Annotated in this window: 17 protein-coding genes; 10 read left to right on the top strand and 7 right to left on the bottom strand. The window is 48.5% G+C overall.

Going from position 1 to position 16500, the window contains the following annotated elements; all coding sequences use genetic code 11:
• Positions 1–154: 154 nt before the first annotated feature.
• A complete protein-coding gene (locus tag H8S52_RS06255; RefSeq protein WP_186909483.1) occupies positions 155–1552 on the top strand; it encodes an alkaline phosphatase in 1398 nt (465 codons plus the stop codon).
• A 90-nt stretch (positions 1553–1642) separates the two neighbouring features.
• Here H8S52_RS06255 and H8S52_RS06250 read toward each other — a convergent pair whose 3' ends face one another.
• The 6 genes from H8S52_RS06250 to efp all read right to left on the bottom strand — a co-directional run bounded on the left by H8S52_RS06250 (position 1643) and on the right by efp (position 5962).
• On the bottom strand, positions 1643–1852 hold the full coding sequence (locus H8S52_RS06250) for a hypothetical protein (protein ID WP_186909482.1): 210 nt from the start codon (positions 1850–1852) through the stop codon (positions 1643–1645).
• A 123-nt stretch (positions 1853–1975) separates the two neighbouring features.
• Entirely contained in the window at positions 1976–2740 is a 765-nt protein-coding gene (locus tag H8S52_RS06245; RefSeq protein WP_005656288.1) for a UDP-2,3-diacylglucosamine diphosphatase, read from the bottom strand.
• A gap of 22 nt (positions 2741–2762) precedes the next feature.
• On the bottom strand, positions 2763–3074 hold the full coding sequence (locus H8S52_RS06240) for a metal-sulfur cluster assembly factor (RefSeq protein WP_005656290.1): 312 nt from the start codon (positions 3072–3074) through the stop codon (positions 2763–2765).
• A gap of 75 nt (positions 3075–3149) precedes the next feature.
• Positions 3150–3836 (bottom strand): DNA repair protein RadC, encoded by a 687-nt coding sequence (radC, locus tag H8S52_RS06235; protein ID WP_040316059.1) that lies wholly within the window; start codon positions 3834–3836, stop codon positions 3150–3152.
• 37 nt (positions 3837–3873) lie between these two features.
• The gene (locus H8S52_RS06230) at positions 3874–4863 is read right to left on the bottom strand and encodes a glycosyltransferase family 2 protein (RefSeq protein ID WP_117985818.1); all 990 of its coding nucleotides are present in this window, start codon (positions 4861–4863) and stop codon (positions 3874–3876) included.
• A gap of 532 nt (positions 4864–5395) precedes the next feature.
• Positions 5396–5962, bottom strand: coding sequence for an elongation factor P (gene efp, locus H8S52_RS06225; protein WP_005656303.1), 567 nt, complete (start codon positions 5960–5962; stop codon positions 5396–5398).
• Between the two features lie 189 nt (positions 5963–6151).
• Between efp and rpmH the strand changes: the two genes are divergently transcribed.
• The 6 genes from rpmH (at position 6152) to H8S52_RS06195 (ending at position 11172) form a co-directional block, all read left to right on the top strand.
• Complete coding sequence (rpmH, locus tag H8S52_RS06220) at positions 6152–6313, top strand: 50S ribosomal protein L34 (RefSeq protein WP_004292199.1); 162 nt, start codon at positions 6152–6154, stop codon at positions 6311–6313.
• A gap of 138 nt (positions 6314–6451) precedes the next feature.
• Positions 6452–7105 carry a PASTA domain-containing protein gene (locus H8S52_RS06215; protein WP_016661150.1) on the top strand — a complete coding sequence of 218 codons (654 nt, stop codon included), beginning with the start codon at positions 6452–6454 and terminating at the stop codon, positions 7103–7105.
• 53 nt (positions 7106–7158) lie between these two features.
• The gene (locus H8S52_RS06210) at positions 7159–8229 is read left to right on the top strand and encodes an RluA family pseudouridine synthase (protein WP_016661151.1); all 1071 of its coding nucleotides are present in this window, start codon (positions 7159–7161) and stop codon (positions 8227–8229) included.
• Positions 8226–9200, top strand: coding sequence for a D-alanine--D-alanine ligase (locus H8S52_RS06205; protein WP_117985819.1), 975 nt, complete (start codon positions 8226–8228; stop codon positions 9198–9200). Before H8S52_RS06210 ends, H8S52_RS06205 begins: the two co-directional genes overlap by 4 nt.
• Positions 9201–9292: 92 nt before the next feature.
• On the top strand, positions 9293–10432 hold the full coding sequence (locus tag H8S52_RS06200; protein WP_186909481.1) for a 1-acyl-sn-glycerol-3-phosphate acyltransferase: 1140 nt from the start codon (positions 9293–9295) through the stop codon (positions 10430–10432).
• A gap of 53 nt (positions 10433–10485) precedes the next feature.
• On the top strand, positions 10486–11172 hold the full coding sequence (locus tag H8S52_RS06195; protein WP_186909480.1) for a NigD-like C-terminal domain-containing protein: 687 nt from the start codon (positions 10486–10488) through the stop codon (positions 11170–11172).
• 86 nt (positions 11173–11258) lie between these two features.
• Here H8S52_RS06195 and H8S52_RS06190 read toward each other — a convergent pair whose 3' ends face one another.
• Complete coding sequence (locus tag H8S52_RS06190) at positions 11259–12044, bottom strand: DeoR/GlpR family DNA-binding transcription regulator (protein WP_005656353.1); 786 nt, start codon at positions 12042–12044, stop codon at positions 11259–11261.
• A gap of 326 nt (positions 12045–12370) precedes the next feature.
• Between H8S52_RS06190 and glpA the strand changes: the two genes are divergently transcribed.
• From glpA to glpC, 3 genes are read left to right on the top strand one after another with little or no spacing between them, the layout of a single operon-like run.
• Positions 12371–13975, top strand: coding sequence for an anaerobic glycerol-3-phosphate dehydrogenase subunit A (glpA, locus tag H8S52_RS06185; protein WP_016661154.1), 1605 nt, complete (start codon positions 12371–12373; stop codon positions 13973–13975).
• Positions 13976–13986: 11 nt separating this feature from the next.
• Positions 13987–15231 carry a glycerol-3-phosphate dehydrogenase subunit GlpB gene (gene glpB / locus H8S52_RS06180; protein WP_117907778.1) on the top strand — a complete coding sequence of 415 codons (1245 nt, stop codon included), beginning with the start codon at positions 13987–13989 and terminating at the stop codon, positions 15229–15231.
• A gap of 4 nt (positions 15232–15235) precedes the next feature.
• Positions 15236–16489: an anaerobic glycerol-3-phosphate dehydrogenase subunit GlpC gene (gene glpC, locus H8S52_RS06175; RefSeq protein WP_117955532.1), complete on the top strand. Its 1254-nt coding sequence runs from the start codon at positions 15236–15238 to the stop codon at positions 16487–16489.
• Positions 16490–16500 lie beyond the last annotated feature (11 nt).

The raw sequence follows: 16500 nt of genomic DNA, 5'->3' as shown, positions 1-16500 counted from the left end.
AACAGTCCTGATAAAAGTGTCGGAAACAGTTAATACTGTATCCGGCACTTTCTTTTTAATAATATCGTTATATATGAATGATTTAAAATATCTATCTTTGTTTCCCGGTAAAGGGAAATATCAGTATGACAGATAATTTAAATAGAACAAGTTTATGAAACGATTGATTTATGTGTTGTTCTTTGTACTGCTGGCAGGCACATCGTATGCACAGCGGGCAAAGTATGTATTCTATTTCATCGGCGATGGAATGGGAGTGAATCAGGTGAACGGTACGGAGATGTACCTTGCCGAGCAGGAGGGACGTATCGGCGTGAAGCCGCTTTTGTTTACCACATTTCCGGCAGGTACTGTGGCTACAACTTTCTCCGCCACTAATTCCGTGACCGATTCTTCAGCAGCCGGTACGGCGCTTGCCACCGGTGCAAAGACATACAATGGGGCTATTGGTATGGACGATGATAAAAACGCCTTGCAGACAGTTGCCGAGAAAGCCAAGAAAGCAGGCAGGAAAGTCGGTGTCACCACCAGTGTCAGTGTAGACCACGCTACCCCGGCGGCATTCTATGCCCACCAGCCCAACCGTAGCATGTATTACGAAATTGCTCTTGACCTGCCGAAGGCCGGTTTCGACTTTTACGCAGGCGGCGGTTTCCTGAAACCCGCTACGACAGCCGATAAGAAAGATGCGCCGAGTATCTTCCCCATTATAGAGGAAGCGGGATATACCATTGCCAGGGGATTGGACGAATACAAAGCAAAGGCTGCGGATGCAGGGAAAATGGTGCTTATTCAGAAAGAGGGTGCCGTACCTTCCTGCCTGCCTTATGCCATCGACCGCAAGGAAGGTGACCTTACCTTGCCGGAGATTACCGAAAGTGCTATTTCGTTCCTGACAAAGGGAAACAATAAAGGATTCTTCCTTATGGTGGAAGGAGGTAAGATAGACTGGGCTTGCCACGGCAATGACCCTGCCACCGTTTTTGAGGAAGTCATCGATTTGGATAATGCGGTAAAAGTGGCTTATGAGTTCTACAAGAAGCACCCGAAAGAGACTTTGATTGTTGTGACTGCCGACCACGAAACCGGTGGCATGAGCCTGGGTATCGGAAGATATGAGTTGCGCCTGAAAGCATTGACGAATCAGGAACAGTCGCAAGACCTTCTTTCCAAGGCAATTACCGATTTGCGGAAAGATTCCGACAAGGCTTCCTGGGAGGAAGTGAAGGCGCTGCTTGCCGATAAGATGGGATTTTGGGAAGAGTTGCCTTTGACTTGGGAGCAGGAAAAGATGCTCCGTGATGAATACGAGACGTCTTTTGTGAAGAATAAGGTTGTCTTTGAAGAGAGCCTGTACGCTAAGACCGAACCTTTGGCTGCTGCTGCCCGGAAAGTGATGAGCCAGATAGCAATGGTAGGATGGACCGGTTCGGGCCATACGGCCGGATATGTACCTGTCTTTGCAATAGGTGCGGGTTCCGATTTGTTTGTCGGCAAGATGGATAATACGGAAATTCCGAAACGCATTGCGAAAGCGGCGGGGTATAAATAATCTCCTTTAAAGTCGGTCACCTCAGGCGGTACGGATTGACGCCCTTTCAAGTTTGGGTTGAAAAGGCTCTGTATCGCCTGAGGTGACTGGTTATTTCAAATCTTCTTTGATTACTTCATCCATTTCCCTGATAAGTTTTTTCCGCTTTTTGGCGGATTTCACTTTCTTGTCTTTGCAGCCGGGGTCTGTACGTTCTGAAACCTCTTCGCTCCATTCTTCAAATTTATTCTCTGCCGGGCGGCCGTTGGGGTCGATGTTCTCTTCGGCAATGGAATCGTTTCTGTAAATCATATCATCCATAACGCTTTTGTTTTTAATGGTTATGACGATACTACAAGCAACCGGACAAAAAGTTCCGGGTTTTCGTTCTTTTTCGTAATCGTTTATAAGAATAAACGATTCTTGAAAGGCGGGGCAAGTGGTTTACAATTTGGTTTCCCCTTCGATAAACTCTTCCAGAAACAGGTTCTCGCCGTCGAATACGGCATAGGAGAAATAGTTTATCCAGTCGCCGAGGATAAGGACGCGGGCGGTGGCACTCAACATCAAATCCAGTTCGATGTGCCGATGGCCGTAGATGAAGAAGTTTATATTCGGATGGTTCTTCAGATACTCTTTGGTATACAGTACAAGATGCTCGTTGTTTTCGCCCATGTAGTCGGGCTCTTTCCCGTCTATTCTTTTCAGGCGGCTGTGCTTTGCCCACCTCAGTCCGAACTCTACGCTCCAGCGGGGGTGGAGGGTGGAGAACAGCGTTTGGAGGGTACGGCTGTGAAACATGGTACGCAGCAGTTTGAATTTTTTGTCCGGGTCGCCCAATCCGTCGCCGTGGGCAAGGTAAAACTCTTTTCCGTAGATTTCCGTGGTGAGGGGTTCGCGGTGAATGACTACCCCGCACTCCCGCGTAAGGTAATCCCCGCACCAGATGTCATGGTTGCCGGTGAAGAAGTGCACTTCCACGCCCATATCCGTCAGTTCGGACAGCTTGCCGAGAAAGCGGGTGTAGCCTTTGGGCACAACCGTGCGGAACTCGTACCAGAAGTCGAACATGTCGCCCAGCAGATATACAGCGGCTGCTTTGTGTTTGATACTGTCGAGAAAGTTCACCAACCGTCGTTCCTGTGTACGTCCGTGCTCGATGGCCCGCGAACCCAAGTGTGCGTCTGAAAGGAAATATACGTTCTTCATATATGCTTTGTTACGTTGTCAGTTAGAGAAAGCCCAGTTCCAGCTTGGCCTCTTCGCTCATCATGTCCTTGTCCCATTCGGGCTCAAACACCAGGTTGATGGTGGCGGAGGTCACGCCGTCTATCGATTCTATCTTCTGGCGGACATCTTCCATGATGAAGTCGGCGGCGGGGCAGTTGGGAGCTGTCAGGGTCATGTCGATAGTCGCCTCGCCGCTGTCGGCAACATCTATCTTGTAGATGAGTCCCAGGTCGTACACGTTTACCGGAATCTCCGGGTCGAATACGGTTTTCAGCATGGCTACGATTTTCTCTTCTATTTCAAATTTGGTCATATTCGTACGGTTTGTTGGTTTAGCGAAGCAAATCTAAAGATTTTAATTGAAACTACAAAGAATGTGCAGGCTACATTACAGCACTCCTTCGTCGGTAAAACTGTAATATCTGCCGTCTGTGACTATAACGTGGTCGATGAGGCGGATGTTCATGGTCTGTGCGCCTTTCAGTATGAGCTGTGTCAGTTGGCGGTCGTTAGTGCTGGGCTGCGGATTTCCGGAGGGGTGGTTGTGTATCAGGGCAATCTGTGTGGCGCGTTGCAGCAGGGCTTCGCGTAGGATGCTCCTTACGTCGGCGCTGGTTTGGTCGATGCCGCCCCGGCTGATGCGTACTTTGTCTATGACGCGGGATGCCTGGTTGAGCAGGAGTACCCAGAACTCCTCTACGGTGAGGTCGCACAGGAGCGGATGAAAGATTCCGTAGATGTCATCGGACGAGTGTATAGCGACCCGTTCCGAACGCTCTTGCCGGTTTCTGCGTTTGCCCAGTTCGAGGGCTGCCATGATGGTGACGCTCTTGGCTGGCCCGATGCCTTTGAAGCGGGAGAAATCGTGGACTTCCCATTTGCCCAGCCGGTTCAGGTCGTTGTTGCAGCAGGCAAGTGTCCGTTGCATCAGTGCCACGGCACTTTCTTCAGTGTTTCCCGAGCCGATAAGGATTGCCAGCAATTCGGCGTCGCTGAGGGCTTCCGCTCCTTTCAGCATCATTTTTTCCCGTGGCCGGTCTTCTGCCGCCCACCGGTTGATTGTCAGTTTTTTCATCTTTTTTTCATTACCGGTTGCCGGCACTTATAGCCTGTTATTTATAGAAATTCTTCTTGAATGCCTCAAACTCATCCTTGCCACATATGCAACGGTTCCACCAGGCACGCCAGAAACCGGTTCCGTATCCGATGAGCTGGATGAAGGCGGCGGCAATGGAATAGACACCGATGCGCAGGCTCTTGTTCCGTAGCGTGGAGTCCGTGCATACAAGCAGTGCGTACAACGCAATCGGCAGCAGGCTGTACAGGCAGAAAGGCGCTCCCGCCAACAGCACGGCTACGCCCAGTGTAAATGCTGCCGGCAGCAGATGCACCGTCTTCAGGGATTCGGGATGTTTTTTGTAGAGGTTGATGCGGGCGATGCCGGAGTTGTGCACTTGCTTGAAGAATTTCTTCAAGTCCGTCCGCCGCTTATGATACACCCATGCTCCAGGAAAAAGCCTGCATGCGTACCCGCCCTTGAAGATGCGGATACTGAAGTCGATGTCCTCTCCGAAACGCATCCGGGAGAAGCCGCCGAGCGTTTCATAAACCTCGCGACGCACTCCCATATTGAAACTCCGCGGATAGAATTTGTCCATTTTCTTTTTTCCGCCGCGAATGCCGCCGGTGGTGAAGAACGAAGTCATGGAGTAGTTGATGGCTTTCTGTATATCGGTAAAGGAGACGTGCGCACGGTCCGGTCCGCCGAATGCATCGGCAGGGGCTTTTTGCAGTTCCTCTTCCACTGCTGCAAAATAGCCTTCGGGAAGGATGCAGTCGGAATCCAGTATAATCAGGTATTCTCCCCGGCTGCGTTCGGCGCCGTAATTGCGCGTTTGTCCGGGACCGGAGTTGGGCTTGGCGTAGTAATGGATGTCCAGAATGTTCTGATAACGTTCTGCAACGTCCTTGCAGGGAACCGAAGAACCGTCCTCTACGATAATGACTTCGAAATCCTTGAAGCTCTGTCGCGTGAGGCTTTGCAAAAGCTCGTCCGCTTCGTCGGGGCGGTTGTATACGGGAATGATAACGGAATATCGCATGTCTCTGTCTCTTTTTATCGGGTTACGGGAGTTGATGTTGCAAAGATACGTTTTTATTTGGTGATAGACGGTTATTTTGCCGTGCATTCGGATTGTTATTTTCGGTTCATTCTCTTTCTACAAAGTTTGAAAGTGAAAATCATCTGTCATGCTCCGCATGGCCTTGAGAATGAACTGTGCCGTATGCGTATTTCTATTTATATTCGATAGGGTGATTAATCTCTAGGCTCTCAGTGCAAGGTTTTTGGTGTTACGGGGAAAAACTAATTGTTTTATGCGGTTAAACCAAGAGTTTATCCTCGTGAAACTTTTAGTTTCATTAGGGTAAACTCTTGGTTTAATTAGGATAAACTACTGGTCTTCCTTTTTGAAACTTGCAGCTCCATGCAGTCATTTATCTCTTTTTTTCTTGACGATGCCTACGCCTTTGGCATATTAGAGTGGCTGTGTATGAACTTTGTAGCAAGAAAAAGCCGTCTGAATGAGCGTTCATTCAGACGGCTTCTAATATCCTTAGAGGAAATGATTTCCCTTATGCTTTTACGCGGCTTACGTAAGAACCGTCGCGAGTGTCAATTTCGATAGTCTCGCCTTCGTTGATGAACAACGGTACACGTACGGTTGCGCCGGATTCTACGGTTGCAGGTTTCAGCGTGTTGGTAGCCGTATCGCCTTTCAGACCCGGTTCGGTGTAAGTAATCTTCATCTGAACCTTCACGGGTACGTCAGCATACAGCACGGTTTCGGTAGAAGCATCGGACACAACGTCTACAACCATTCCTTCGAGCAGGAAGTCCACACCGTTAATCAGGTCGTGGGCGATGGGAATCTGGTCGAAAGTTTCCTGGTTCATAAACTGGTAGTTGTCACCGTCGTGATAGAGATATTGGTGCGGACGGCGTTCTACGCGTACGTCTTCCAGCTTTTCACCGATGTTGAAGCGGCGTTCCAGCACATAGCCGTTGACTACATCTTTCAGCTTGGTACGCATGAAAGTATTACCTTTTCCCGGCTTCACATGCAGGAAGTCGATGCAGAAATAAAGCTTGCCGTCCATGCGGATGCAAGTTCCGATTTTAATGTCTTGGGCATTAATCATACTTTATAGTCTTTATTATTGTTATTTATTAAGATGTTTCGCTCAATTTGCGAGTGCAAAAGTAATGGAAATCGGTAAAAAACACAAAAAGTTTTGAGATAAAAAGAGTTATCTCTTGGTTATTTTAGAAAAAGTCTCTATTTTTGCAGCCCGATTACGTAGAATAATAACATAAAACAAGATACAGTAATGAAAAGAACATTTCAACCTTCTAACAGAAAGAGAAAAAACAAACACGGATTCCGTGAGAGAATGGCTACAGCTAATGGTCGTAGAGTATTAGCCGCACGTCGTGCCAAAGGCAGAAAGAAACTGACTGTTTCTGACGAATACAACGGAGTGAAGGCATAATCATTCCTTTTAATAGAGATAAGAGAGCCGCAAAGGACTGGTAACAGTGTTTTGTGGCTTTTCTTTTGTGAAACTTTCAAGAAAACATCATTGCAATGCGCCTAAATTGCATTATCTTTGCATCAAATTGTAGTGATTATGACTATAAAGGAATTTTTTTCTTTCCGGCAGAACAAATACTTCTGGATAAACATCCTGGCAATGATTGCCGTGGTAGTGTTGTTGATGTTCGGAACATTAAAAGGAATCGATATATATACCCATCACGGCGAGGCTGTGGTAGTGCCCGATGTGAAAGGCATGACGGTGGCGGAAGCCGGAGCGGTGTTTGACAGCCGGGGACTGGCTTGTATCGTTTCCGACTCCACGTATGTCAAGGATAAACCTGCCGGCTGCATCCTGGACTATAATCCGGCTGCCGGGCAGAAGGTGAAGGAGGGACGTATCATTTATCTGACAATCAATGCTATCAATATACCTTTGCAAGTCGTTCCCGATGTGGCGGACAACAGTTCCCTGCGTCAGGCGGAGGCGCGTATCCTGGCTTCGGGCTTCAAGTTGAACGACATCCAATATGTGCCCGGCGAAAAGGATTGGGTGTACGGCGTGAAGTACCGTGAGCGTATGCTCGCTATCGGCGATAAAGTGCCTATGGGTGCAACGCTGACTTTAATGGTAGGCGATGGCAACAGGGAAGTGCTGGAAGGCGATTCTTTGTCTGCGGACGAAAGCATGGGGAACCCGGACGAAGCCGTTTCCGAAGGTTCTGCTGCCGACGAATCCTGGTTTTGATGTTAAAGGTGTGCGAGAGTGAAAGTGTCTTTAATCCGTAAAAAGGACAAACGATGATCGAAGAGTTACCGGACGACATAGAGAATGATGTACTGGACGATATAGAACCTGTAGGTGACGAGTCGCAGCTTTACGAGCACTTCCGCGTAGTAGTGGACAAGGGGCAGGAGATGGTGCGTGTGGACAAGTATCTGTTCGACCGCCTGACCAATGCCTCGCGCAACCGTATACAGAAAGCTGCCGATGCCGGATTTGTGATGGCGAACGGCAAACCGGTGAAGAGCAGTTACAAGGTGAAGCCTCTGGATGTGATAACGGTGATGATGGACCGTCCCCGCTATGAGAACGAGGTTATTCCCGAAGATATTCCCCTGGATATAGTGTATGAGGACAAGTACCTGATGGTAGTCAACAAACCGGCAGGGCTGGTGGTGCACCCCGGACATGGGAACTACCGCGGCACGCTTGTCAATGCCATTGCCTGGCACATGAAAGATATTCCCGATTATGATGCCAATGACCCTCATGTGGGGCTTGTGCATCGTATCGACAAAGATACATCCGGCCTGCTGGTAATTGCCAAGACACCGGATGCCAAGACCAATCTCGGTCTTCAGTTTTTCAACAAGACCACCAAACGCCGTTACCGCGCCCTTGTCTGGGGAAATGTGGAACAGGACGAAGGCACAATCGTCGGTAACGTAGGCCGTAATCCCAAAGACCGTATGCAGATGACCGTCCTTCCGGACGACCAGGGCAAGCATGCCGTTACCCACTACCGTGTGCTGGAGCGCCTGGGGTATGTGACACTTGTGGAGTGTGTGCTCGAAACGGGCCGTACCCACCAGATCCGTGTACACATGAAACACATCGGGCATATTCTCTTTAACGATGAACGCTACGGCGGTCATGAGATTCTGAAAGGAACTCATTTTGCCAAATACAAACAGTTTGTAAACAATTGCTTCGATATTTGTCCGCGGCAGGCGTTGCACGCTATGACGCTGGGGTTTGTACATCCCGTTACCGGAGAAGAAATGTACTTTACCTCGGAGCTGCCGGACGACATGAACCGGCTGCTCGATAAGTGGAGAGGCTATATTAGTAATAGAGAATTAGAATGAAACGCACAATCGCTATTGTATGCGGAGGAGACACTTCCGAATTTGAGGTCTCCTTACGCAGTGCACAAGGAATCTACTCCTTCATCGACAAGGAGAGATACACATTATATATTGTGGAGATGCGCGGGACCGACTGGCACGTGCAGCTCCCCGACGGAACGAAGACTCTGGTAGACCGCAACGACTTCAGCTTCCGGCTGGACGGTGCGAAGGTAGTGTTCGACTTCGCCTATATCACTATCCACGGCACTCCGGGAGAAGACGGACGCCTGCAAGGGTATTTCGATATGCTTCACATCCCTTATTCCTGTTGCGGGGTACTTGCCGCCGCACTGACGTATGACAAGTTTGCCTGCAACCAGTATCTGAAGGCGTTCGGCGTGCGCATTGCCGATTCCTTGCTGCTTCGTCAGGGACAGTCGGTTTCCGATGAAGATGTAATCGGGAAGATAGGCTTGCCTTGTTTTATCAAACCCAGCCTGGGCGGTTCCAGCTTCGGTGTGACGAAGGTGAATGTGAAGGAACAGATACAACCCGCCATTGCAAAGGCTTTTGCTGAAGCCAAAGAAGTTTTGGTAGAGGCTTTTATGGACGGTATGGAGATTACCTGCGGCTGCTACAAAATCAAAGAGAAGTCGGTGGTATTTCCTATTACGGAGGTGGTGTCGCATAACGAGTATTTTGACTATAAAGCCAAATATAACGGTGAGTCGGACGAGATAACTCCGGCGCGCATCCCCGATGAACTGCGCGACCGCGTACAGAAACTCACTTCCGCCATTTACGACATTCTCGGTGCTTCCGGAATTATCCGCGTCGACTATATCATTACCGAAGGAGAAAAGATAAATCTGCTGGAAGTGAACACCACTCCGGGTATGACTGCCACCAGTTTTATCCCGCAGCAGGTGCGCGCGGCGAACCTGGATATTAAAGATGTGATGACAGATATAATAGAAAACCAATTTTAGATATTAACTATTAGGTATCAACCGGCTATCAGATGCCCGCTTGTTAGTCTTGAAACCAAATACTTATTGTTTAAAATTTAAAATTGCATATCATGGAATTTGAAGAAATCCGCCCTTATCATGACGAAGAATTACCTCAGGTTTTTGAGGGATTGATTGCTGACCCGGCGTTCCAACAAGTGGCTTGCGCCGTTATGCCGGGTGTCCCTTTTGAAGCTATCGCGCAAAAGATGCGTGCAAGCAAGACCAAGCAGGAGTTTCAGGAAAATCTTTGCTACGGCATCTTGCATAAATTGGCCAAAGATACTACAGACGGACTGATATTGGAGAGCATGGCTGTGCTGAACAAACAGTCGGCCTATACCTATGTCTCCAATCATCGGGACATTATTCTCGACTCCGGTTTTTTGTCTGTTCTCCTGGTGGAGCAGGGATTGGACACCGTGGAAATCGCTATCGGTGACAATCTGCTGATTTACCCCTGGATCAAGAAACTGGTGCGTATCAACAAATGTTTCACCGTGCAGCGCGCGCTGACCATGCGCCAGATGCTGGAATCGTCCATACGGATGTCCCGCTATATGCACTACACCATTGCGGAGAAAAAACAGTCTATCTGGATTGCCCAGCGCGAAGGGCGTGCAAAAGATTCCAATGACGTTACGCAGGACAGCGTTCTGAAGATGCTGGCAATGGGGGGTGACGGAGACATTATCACCAATCTTCAGGAATTGAATATCGTTCCGCTCTCCATTTCGTACGAATACGACCCCTGCGACTATCTGAAAGCGCAGGAGTTTCAACTGAAACGCGACATACCCGACTATAAGAAAACCACGGATGATGACCTGCTGAACATGCAGACCGGACTTTTGGGATATAAGGGCCGCGTCTGTTTCCGTATGGCATCCTGTATCAATGAGGATTTGGGTGAACTGGAGCGGACATTGCCGAAACCGGAGCTGTTCGTAGCCATATCTGCTTTGATTGACAAGCGTATCCATGCCAACTACCGTATTTTTGCCACCAATTACGTGGCTCACGATTTGCTGTATAAGGAAGAACGCTTCGTAGAGCATTATACCGCAGAGGATAAGAAGCGTTTTATAAGTTATATCGACGGACAGTTGGAACGTATCACCCTTCCCAATAAGGATGTGGACTTCCTGCGTGAGAAGCTGCTGCTGATGTATGCCAATCCGTTGACGAATTATCTGGCTGCAACCAAATGATGCTTTTTCCGTGCACCGGAGTGGAATTGTAACAGTTTGCGTGGTAAGTAAGTATGAAAAAACATTGCTGTAGTCTGCTTGTCGTCCTGCTGTCGTGTCTGCTGGCATCGTGTGGAGACGATGATTACCGCTATCCTTCCGTAAAGCAGGATTTCCTGACTGCATTTTCCGGAACGGACGGACGGCTGGAATCGGTGCTGACCGATGAAGGTGAGCGGCTTCGTATCGTTGAAGGCGCATCGGGGCTGCGTGTAAGTGCGGACACAGCCGTTCGCATCGTTGCCAATTACGAGACATTGGCAATCGGGGGCGGCGATGTTGCGGGCGCAAAGCTGTATGCTTTGCTGCAAACGGTTTCTCCCGTGCCACTGGTTGCCGCGGAGTTTGAGGAGGGCGTGAAAACAGAACCTTCGGAGATACAGAGTATCTGGCGGGGGTATGATTATCTGAATATTATAGTAAAGGTAAAACAGCAGGGCAAGCATCTTTTCCATTTTGTGGAGGATGAGGCTGTTGTGGATGAAAACAGCGGATGTGTCAAGGTGCGACTGACTTTGTATCACGAGGTAAGCAGCAGTGCGCAGGATTATGGCAAGCGTGCTTATCTGTCCGTCCCTTTAAGGCAATATATGACCGAAGGCGTGCGGGGGGTGGATGTCCGGTTTAGGATTTATACTTATTCCGGCTGTTTTAAGACTTATGTTTTGGACGAAGCGGGACTTCGTGTAGAGGAAGGCTGATTTTATACATTATATATAGATAAGAAAGTGTATCAAAGTGAGGCGGGATTTATATGCCGGTCTTTGATACACTTTCTTGTCTGTATTCAGATGCTGTTGTGATGAACACTGTCGGCAATTGTCACTTCAATGCCCATTTCTTCCAGGCGTAAAGCGGTGGAAGGCGGGATGCGTGAGTCGGTAATGATGTGGTCTACATCTTCCATATCGGCAATCTTGCTGAAGCCTCTCCGTCCGAACTTGGAGGAATCCGCAAGCACTATCGTTTTCTGGGCGGTCTGCATCATTACGCGGTTGAGGCTCGCTTCCATCATATTGGTAGTGGTGATGCCGAAGTCGAGGTCGATGCCGTCTACGCCGATAAACAGTTTGCTGCACGAAAAGTCTGCCAATATGTTTTCTGCATATTTCCCTACCACGGACAGACTGCTGTGCCGCAATATGCCGCCGAGTTGAATAATATAGATGTTCTTTTCGCTTGCCAGGATATTCGATACTTCCATGGAAGCGGTAATAACGGTCAGTTCATCTGCCGGAACGATGCTGCGGGCAAGTGCGTGCATGGTTGTTCCCGATGCTATCAATATGGAATCTTTGGGAGTGATGAGGCTGGCGGCTTTCATTCCAATCAGTCTCTTTTCTTCGACATACAGCTTTTCTTTCTCACTGACGTTCCGGTTGTCGATGTAAGGGTCTATCAAAATAGCCTTTCCGTGGTTTCGGTACAGTTTCTTTTCTCTTTCGAGGTCTGTTAAATCCTTACGTATCGTAACTGACGAAACATTGAGGTGTGTGGCTAAATCTGTTACCAAAATAGAATTATGCTGTATCAACAACTCCAGTATGATAGATTGTCTCTCTTCTTTTGTCATAATAGGCTTTAAATAGTATTCAATGCGCTAATATAGCTGAAAAAAACAGTATAAAGAAACTCAGAATGCTAAGAAATGATAAAATGTTTGTCCGATAATATTCCCTTTTGAAACGTAAGTATAATCTATGCTTACAGGTATTAAACTTCTTGCCTGAAGATTTTTTTTCTGTTATTCAGTGAAAAAGCAGCGAAAAAGTTTCGTAGTTATAAAAATAGCTTTTATATTTGTTGCGAAATGAAACCTTGTTTGTTTTGATAAGAAAGCAGCGGTGCTGTTATACTAATCTTGAAAATCAAACTGCGTTAACTAATATTATAAGAGACATGATACTTAATAGCGAGATTAACGAATTTGACGTCATCATTGTTGGCGGAGGCGCAACCGGAGCAGGTACGGCAAGAGATTGCGCTTTGCGCGGAATGCGCGTTTTGCTTGTTGAACGCTTTGATTTTGCTGCCGGCGCCACCGGACGAAACCACGGTTTGCTTCACAGCGGCGCCCGTTATGCAGTGACCGATAGAGAATCGGCAGCCGAATGTATTAAAGAGAATATGATTCTCCGGAAGATAGCACGCCATTGCGTAGAGGAAAACGGAGGTCTGTTTATCTCTCTTCCGGAAGACGACCTTTCATATCAAAACTTATTTGTAGAATCGTGCCGGGCAGCGGGTATCGATGCACAGGTAATCGACCCTGCAGAGGCCAGGTTGATAGAACCTTCGGTGAATCCTGCGATAATAGGTGCAGTGAAAGTGCCCGATGGTTCGATAGACCCTTTCAGGCTGACGCTGGCAAATGTCATCGACGCCAAGGCTCACGGTGCGAAAGTGCTGGTGTATCACGAAGTGACCGCATTGATTCAAGAGCAGGGAAGAGTTGTAGGAGTCACGGTACTTAATCATAAAACAAAAACCGAACATAATTATTACGCACCTCTGACTATAAACGCGGGTGGTATTTGGGGACATGGCATTGCTGCAAAAGCAGGCATAAGGGTGGACATGTTCCCGGCAAAAGGCTCGTTATTGATTTTTGGGCATCGAATCAATAATGTAGTGCTTAACCGTTGTCGTAAACCGGCCAATGCAGATATTCTTGTTCCTGGAGATACAATCTGCTTGATTGGAACGACTTCCAGCCGCGTGGGTTTTGACGAGGTGGATGATGTGAGGGTTACACCGGAAGAGGTGGATTTGCTGTTGTCGGAGGGCGAGAAGTTGGCTCCTGCTCTGGCTACAACCCGTATTTTGCGTGCATACGCCGGCGTTCGCCCGCTGGTGGCTGCCGATAATGACCCTTCCGGCCGTAACATCAGCCGCGGCATTGTGTTGTTGGATCACGAAGTGCGCGACGGTGTTCCGGGATTCGTAACTATCACGGGCGGAAAGCTGATGACATACCGGCTGATGGCGGAGTGGGCCACAGACCTGGCTTGCAAGAAGCTTGGCATCGACAAGCCTTGCATTACAATGAACGAACCCCTTCCCGGTTCGCGCATGGAAGAGGACCGTTCGGGGGGCAAGCAGGTGGTGGCGGAACAGCCTAAACGTTCTTCGGTAGGCCGTCACGGTGAAATGGCTGCCAGGATTGCATCGGAAAGCAAGTACGATAACAGCCTGGTTTGCGAATGTGAGGATGTGACCGTAGGTGAAGTGAACTATGCCGTGAACGAACTTGATGTGCACAACCTGATAGACTTGCGCCGCCGCACACGTGTCGGCATGGGTACGTGTCAGGGGGAACTCTGTGCCTGTCGTGCGGCAGGATTGCTGGGCGAGGCGCATAATTGCTCCCAAAAGGCGAAAGAGGATTTGGCTTCGTTCCTGAACGAACGCTGGAAAGGATTGTATCCTGTGGCATGGGGCGAGGCGCTGCGCGAAAGCGAATATACCCAGTGGATATATGGTGGAGTTTGTGGAATGGAATAAAATGAATAAAGATGAAATTTGATACTTTAATAGTAGGTGGGGGGCTTGCCGGTCTGACGTGTGGCATCCGTTTGCAGAAGAATGGCGTGAAGTGTGCTATCATTTCCACCGGGCAAAGTGCGTTGCATTTTTCTTCCGGTTCATTCGATTTGCTCAACGAACTGGCCGACGGGACAAAGGTGGATAATCCGCTTGCGGCTGCCGGCAGGGTTGGCGCAAATCACCCCTACGCCAAGCTGGACGGTAAGTTTGCATATTATGTCCGTGAGGCGAAACAGTTGTTCCTTGATTGCGGTATTGAAGTGAACGGTGATGCGGAACGTAATCATTTGCGTATAACTCCGATGGGCACGTTGAAGCCGACGTGGCTGACGTTCTCCGACTTCACGCAACTTTCATCGCCCCATGATATAACAGGCAAGAAAGTGCTGGTGGTCAATATAGCCGGATTTCTTGACTTCAATACGAAGTTTGTAGCCGACAGTTTTGAGAAGTGCGGTGCTGAATGCCGTATATCTTCTATCAATCTTCCCGAACTGGAAAGATTGCGGATTAGTCCGACGGAAATGCGTTCCACCAATATTGCCAGGGTTTTGGAGAATGACAAAACGCTTGAGACTTTAATCAGGGAGTTGGCCGGAAGGGTATCCGGCTTCGACAGCGTTGCTTTGCCGGCTGTATTCGGACTGTCGTCTGCCGCACCGGTAAGAAAGCTGAAAGAAGCGTTGGACATTCCGGTATGGCTGATTCCGACAATGCCGCCCTCTGTGCCGGGCATCCGTGCACAGCAACAGCTACGCCGTTCTTTTGAAGCGCTGGGCGGAGTCTATATGCTGGGCGATACGGTAGTGAAAGCCGACTTCAAAGGCAATAGAGTGCAGGCGGTATATTCCGTCAATCATGGAGATATCTCGTTTATGGCGGAAAACTTCGTGCTTGCTTCCGGCAGCTATTTCAGCAATGGATTGGTGGCGCGGCCGGACAGTGTTATCGAACCGGTTTTTGGCAGTGATGTGGATTTTACGGCGGGCCGCGACAGTTGGTATGACAAATCGTTCTTCAACAAGCAGAATTATATGACGTTCGGTGTGGCCACCGACGACAAGTTGCGGATAAAGATTAAGGGTGAAGTGCAGCAGAACCTGTTTGCAGCAGGTTCGGTACTGAGCGGCTCTAATACGATACATGAAGGTTGCGGTGCCGGTGTTTCCATGCTTACGGCATTGTTTGTAGCGGATAACTTAATAAAAGGATGACGTCATGAATATGCAGCAGAATAATATAAGCGAAAACAATTTTGAGCAATGTATCAAGTGTACGGTCTGTACGGTATATTGTCCGGTTATTCCGGTGAATCCCGAGTATCCCGGTCCGAAGCAGGCCGGTCCGGATGAGGAGCGTCTTCGCTTGAAGAGAGGCGAATACTTTGATGAGGCGTTGAAATATTGTCTGAACTGTAAACGCTGTGAAGTGGCCTGCCCGTCGAATGTGAAGATTGGCGACATTATCCAGTTGGCGCGTATCAAATACAGCAAGAAGAAACCGGCATTGCGCGATATTATGCTGGCAAATACGGATTTCGTAGGAACCATGGCATCTGCCTTTGCTCCCATTGTGAATACCACATTGTCTCTGAAGCCGGTGAAAATGGTAATGGACGGAGTCCTGAAGATAGACCATCATCGTGTGTTCCCGAAGTATTCTTCCCAGACATTCGAGAGCTGGTTCAAAAAGAATGCGATGGCTTCGCAGGATAATTACAAGAAGCATGTAAGTTTTTTCCACGGCTGTTACATCAACTATAATTTCCCTCAGTTGGGCAAAGATATGGTAAGCGTGCTTAATGCAATAGGCTATGGAGTGCATTTGCTTGAAAAGGAGAAGTGCTGCGGAGTGGCTTTGATTTCCAACGGCTTGATCAATCAGGCACGTAAGCAGGCTGAGGCAAATCTCCGTTCAGTCCGTAAGTCGATCTTTGAGGATAAGCGTCCGGTCATCGGAGCTTCATCGACTTGTATTTTCACGATGCGCGACGAATACCCGCATCTGCTTGGCATTGACAATGCGGACGTACGCGACAGCATAGAACTGGCTACCCGGTTCATATTCCGTCTGCTCGAAGAGGGAAACGTAAAACTGAAATTCCGTGATGACGTGAAGATGAAGATTGCCTATCATACTCCTTGCCACATGGAAAAGCTCGGTTGGGCGTACTATTCCATCGCTTTGTTGCGCAGTATTCCCAATATAAACCTTACTGTGCTCAATTCTCAATGTTGCGGAATTGCGGGTACATACGGCTTTAAAAAGGAGAATTATGAAACATCGCAGGGAATCGGCGCTTCGCTGTTTCGGCAGATAGAAGAAGTGGCTGCCGACTTTGTCGCTACCGATTGCGAAACTTGCAAATGGCAGATTGAAATGTCCACTCCGGCAAAGGTGAAGCATCCCATTTCGATACTGGCAGAGGCGCTCGACCTGGAAGCAACCCGTAAATTAAACAGTGATAAATAATATTATTCTTA

The sequence above is a fragment of the Bacteroides sp. NSJ-48 genome (assembly GCF_014287405.1).
In the GTDB taxonomy this organism is placed as follows: Bacteria; Bacteroidota; Bacteroidia; order Bacteroidales; family Bacteroidaceae; genus Bacteroides; species Bacteroides stercoris.
This window is presented reverse-complemented; position numbering and strand designations above follow the sequence as displayed.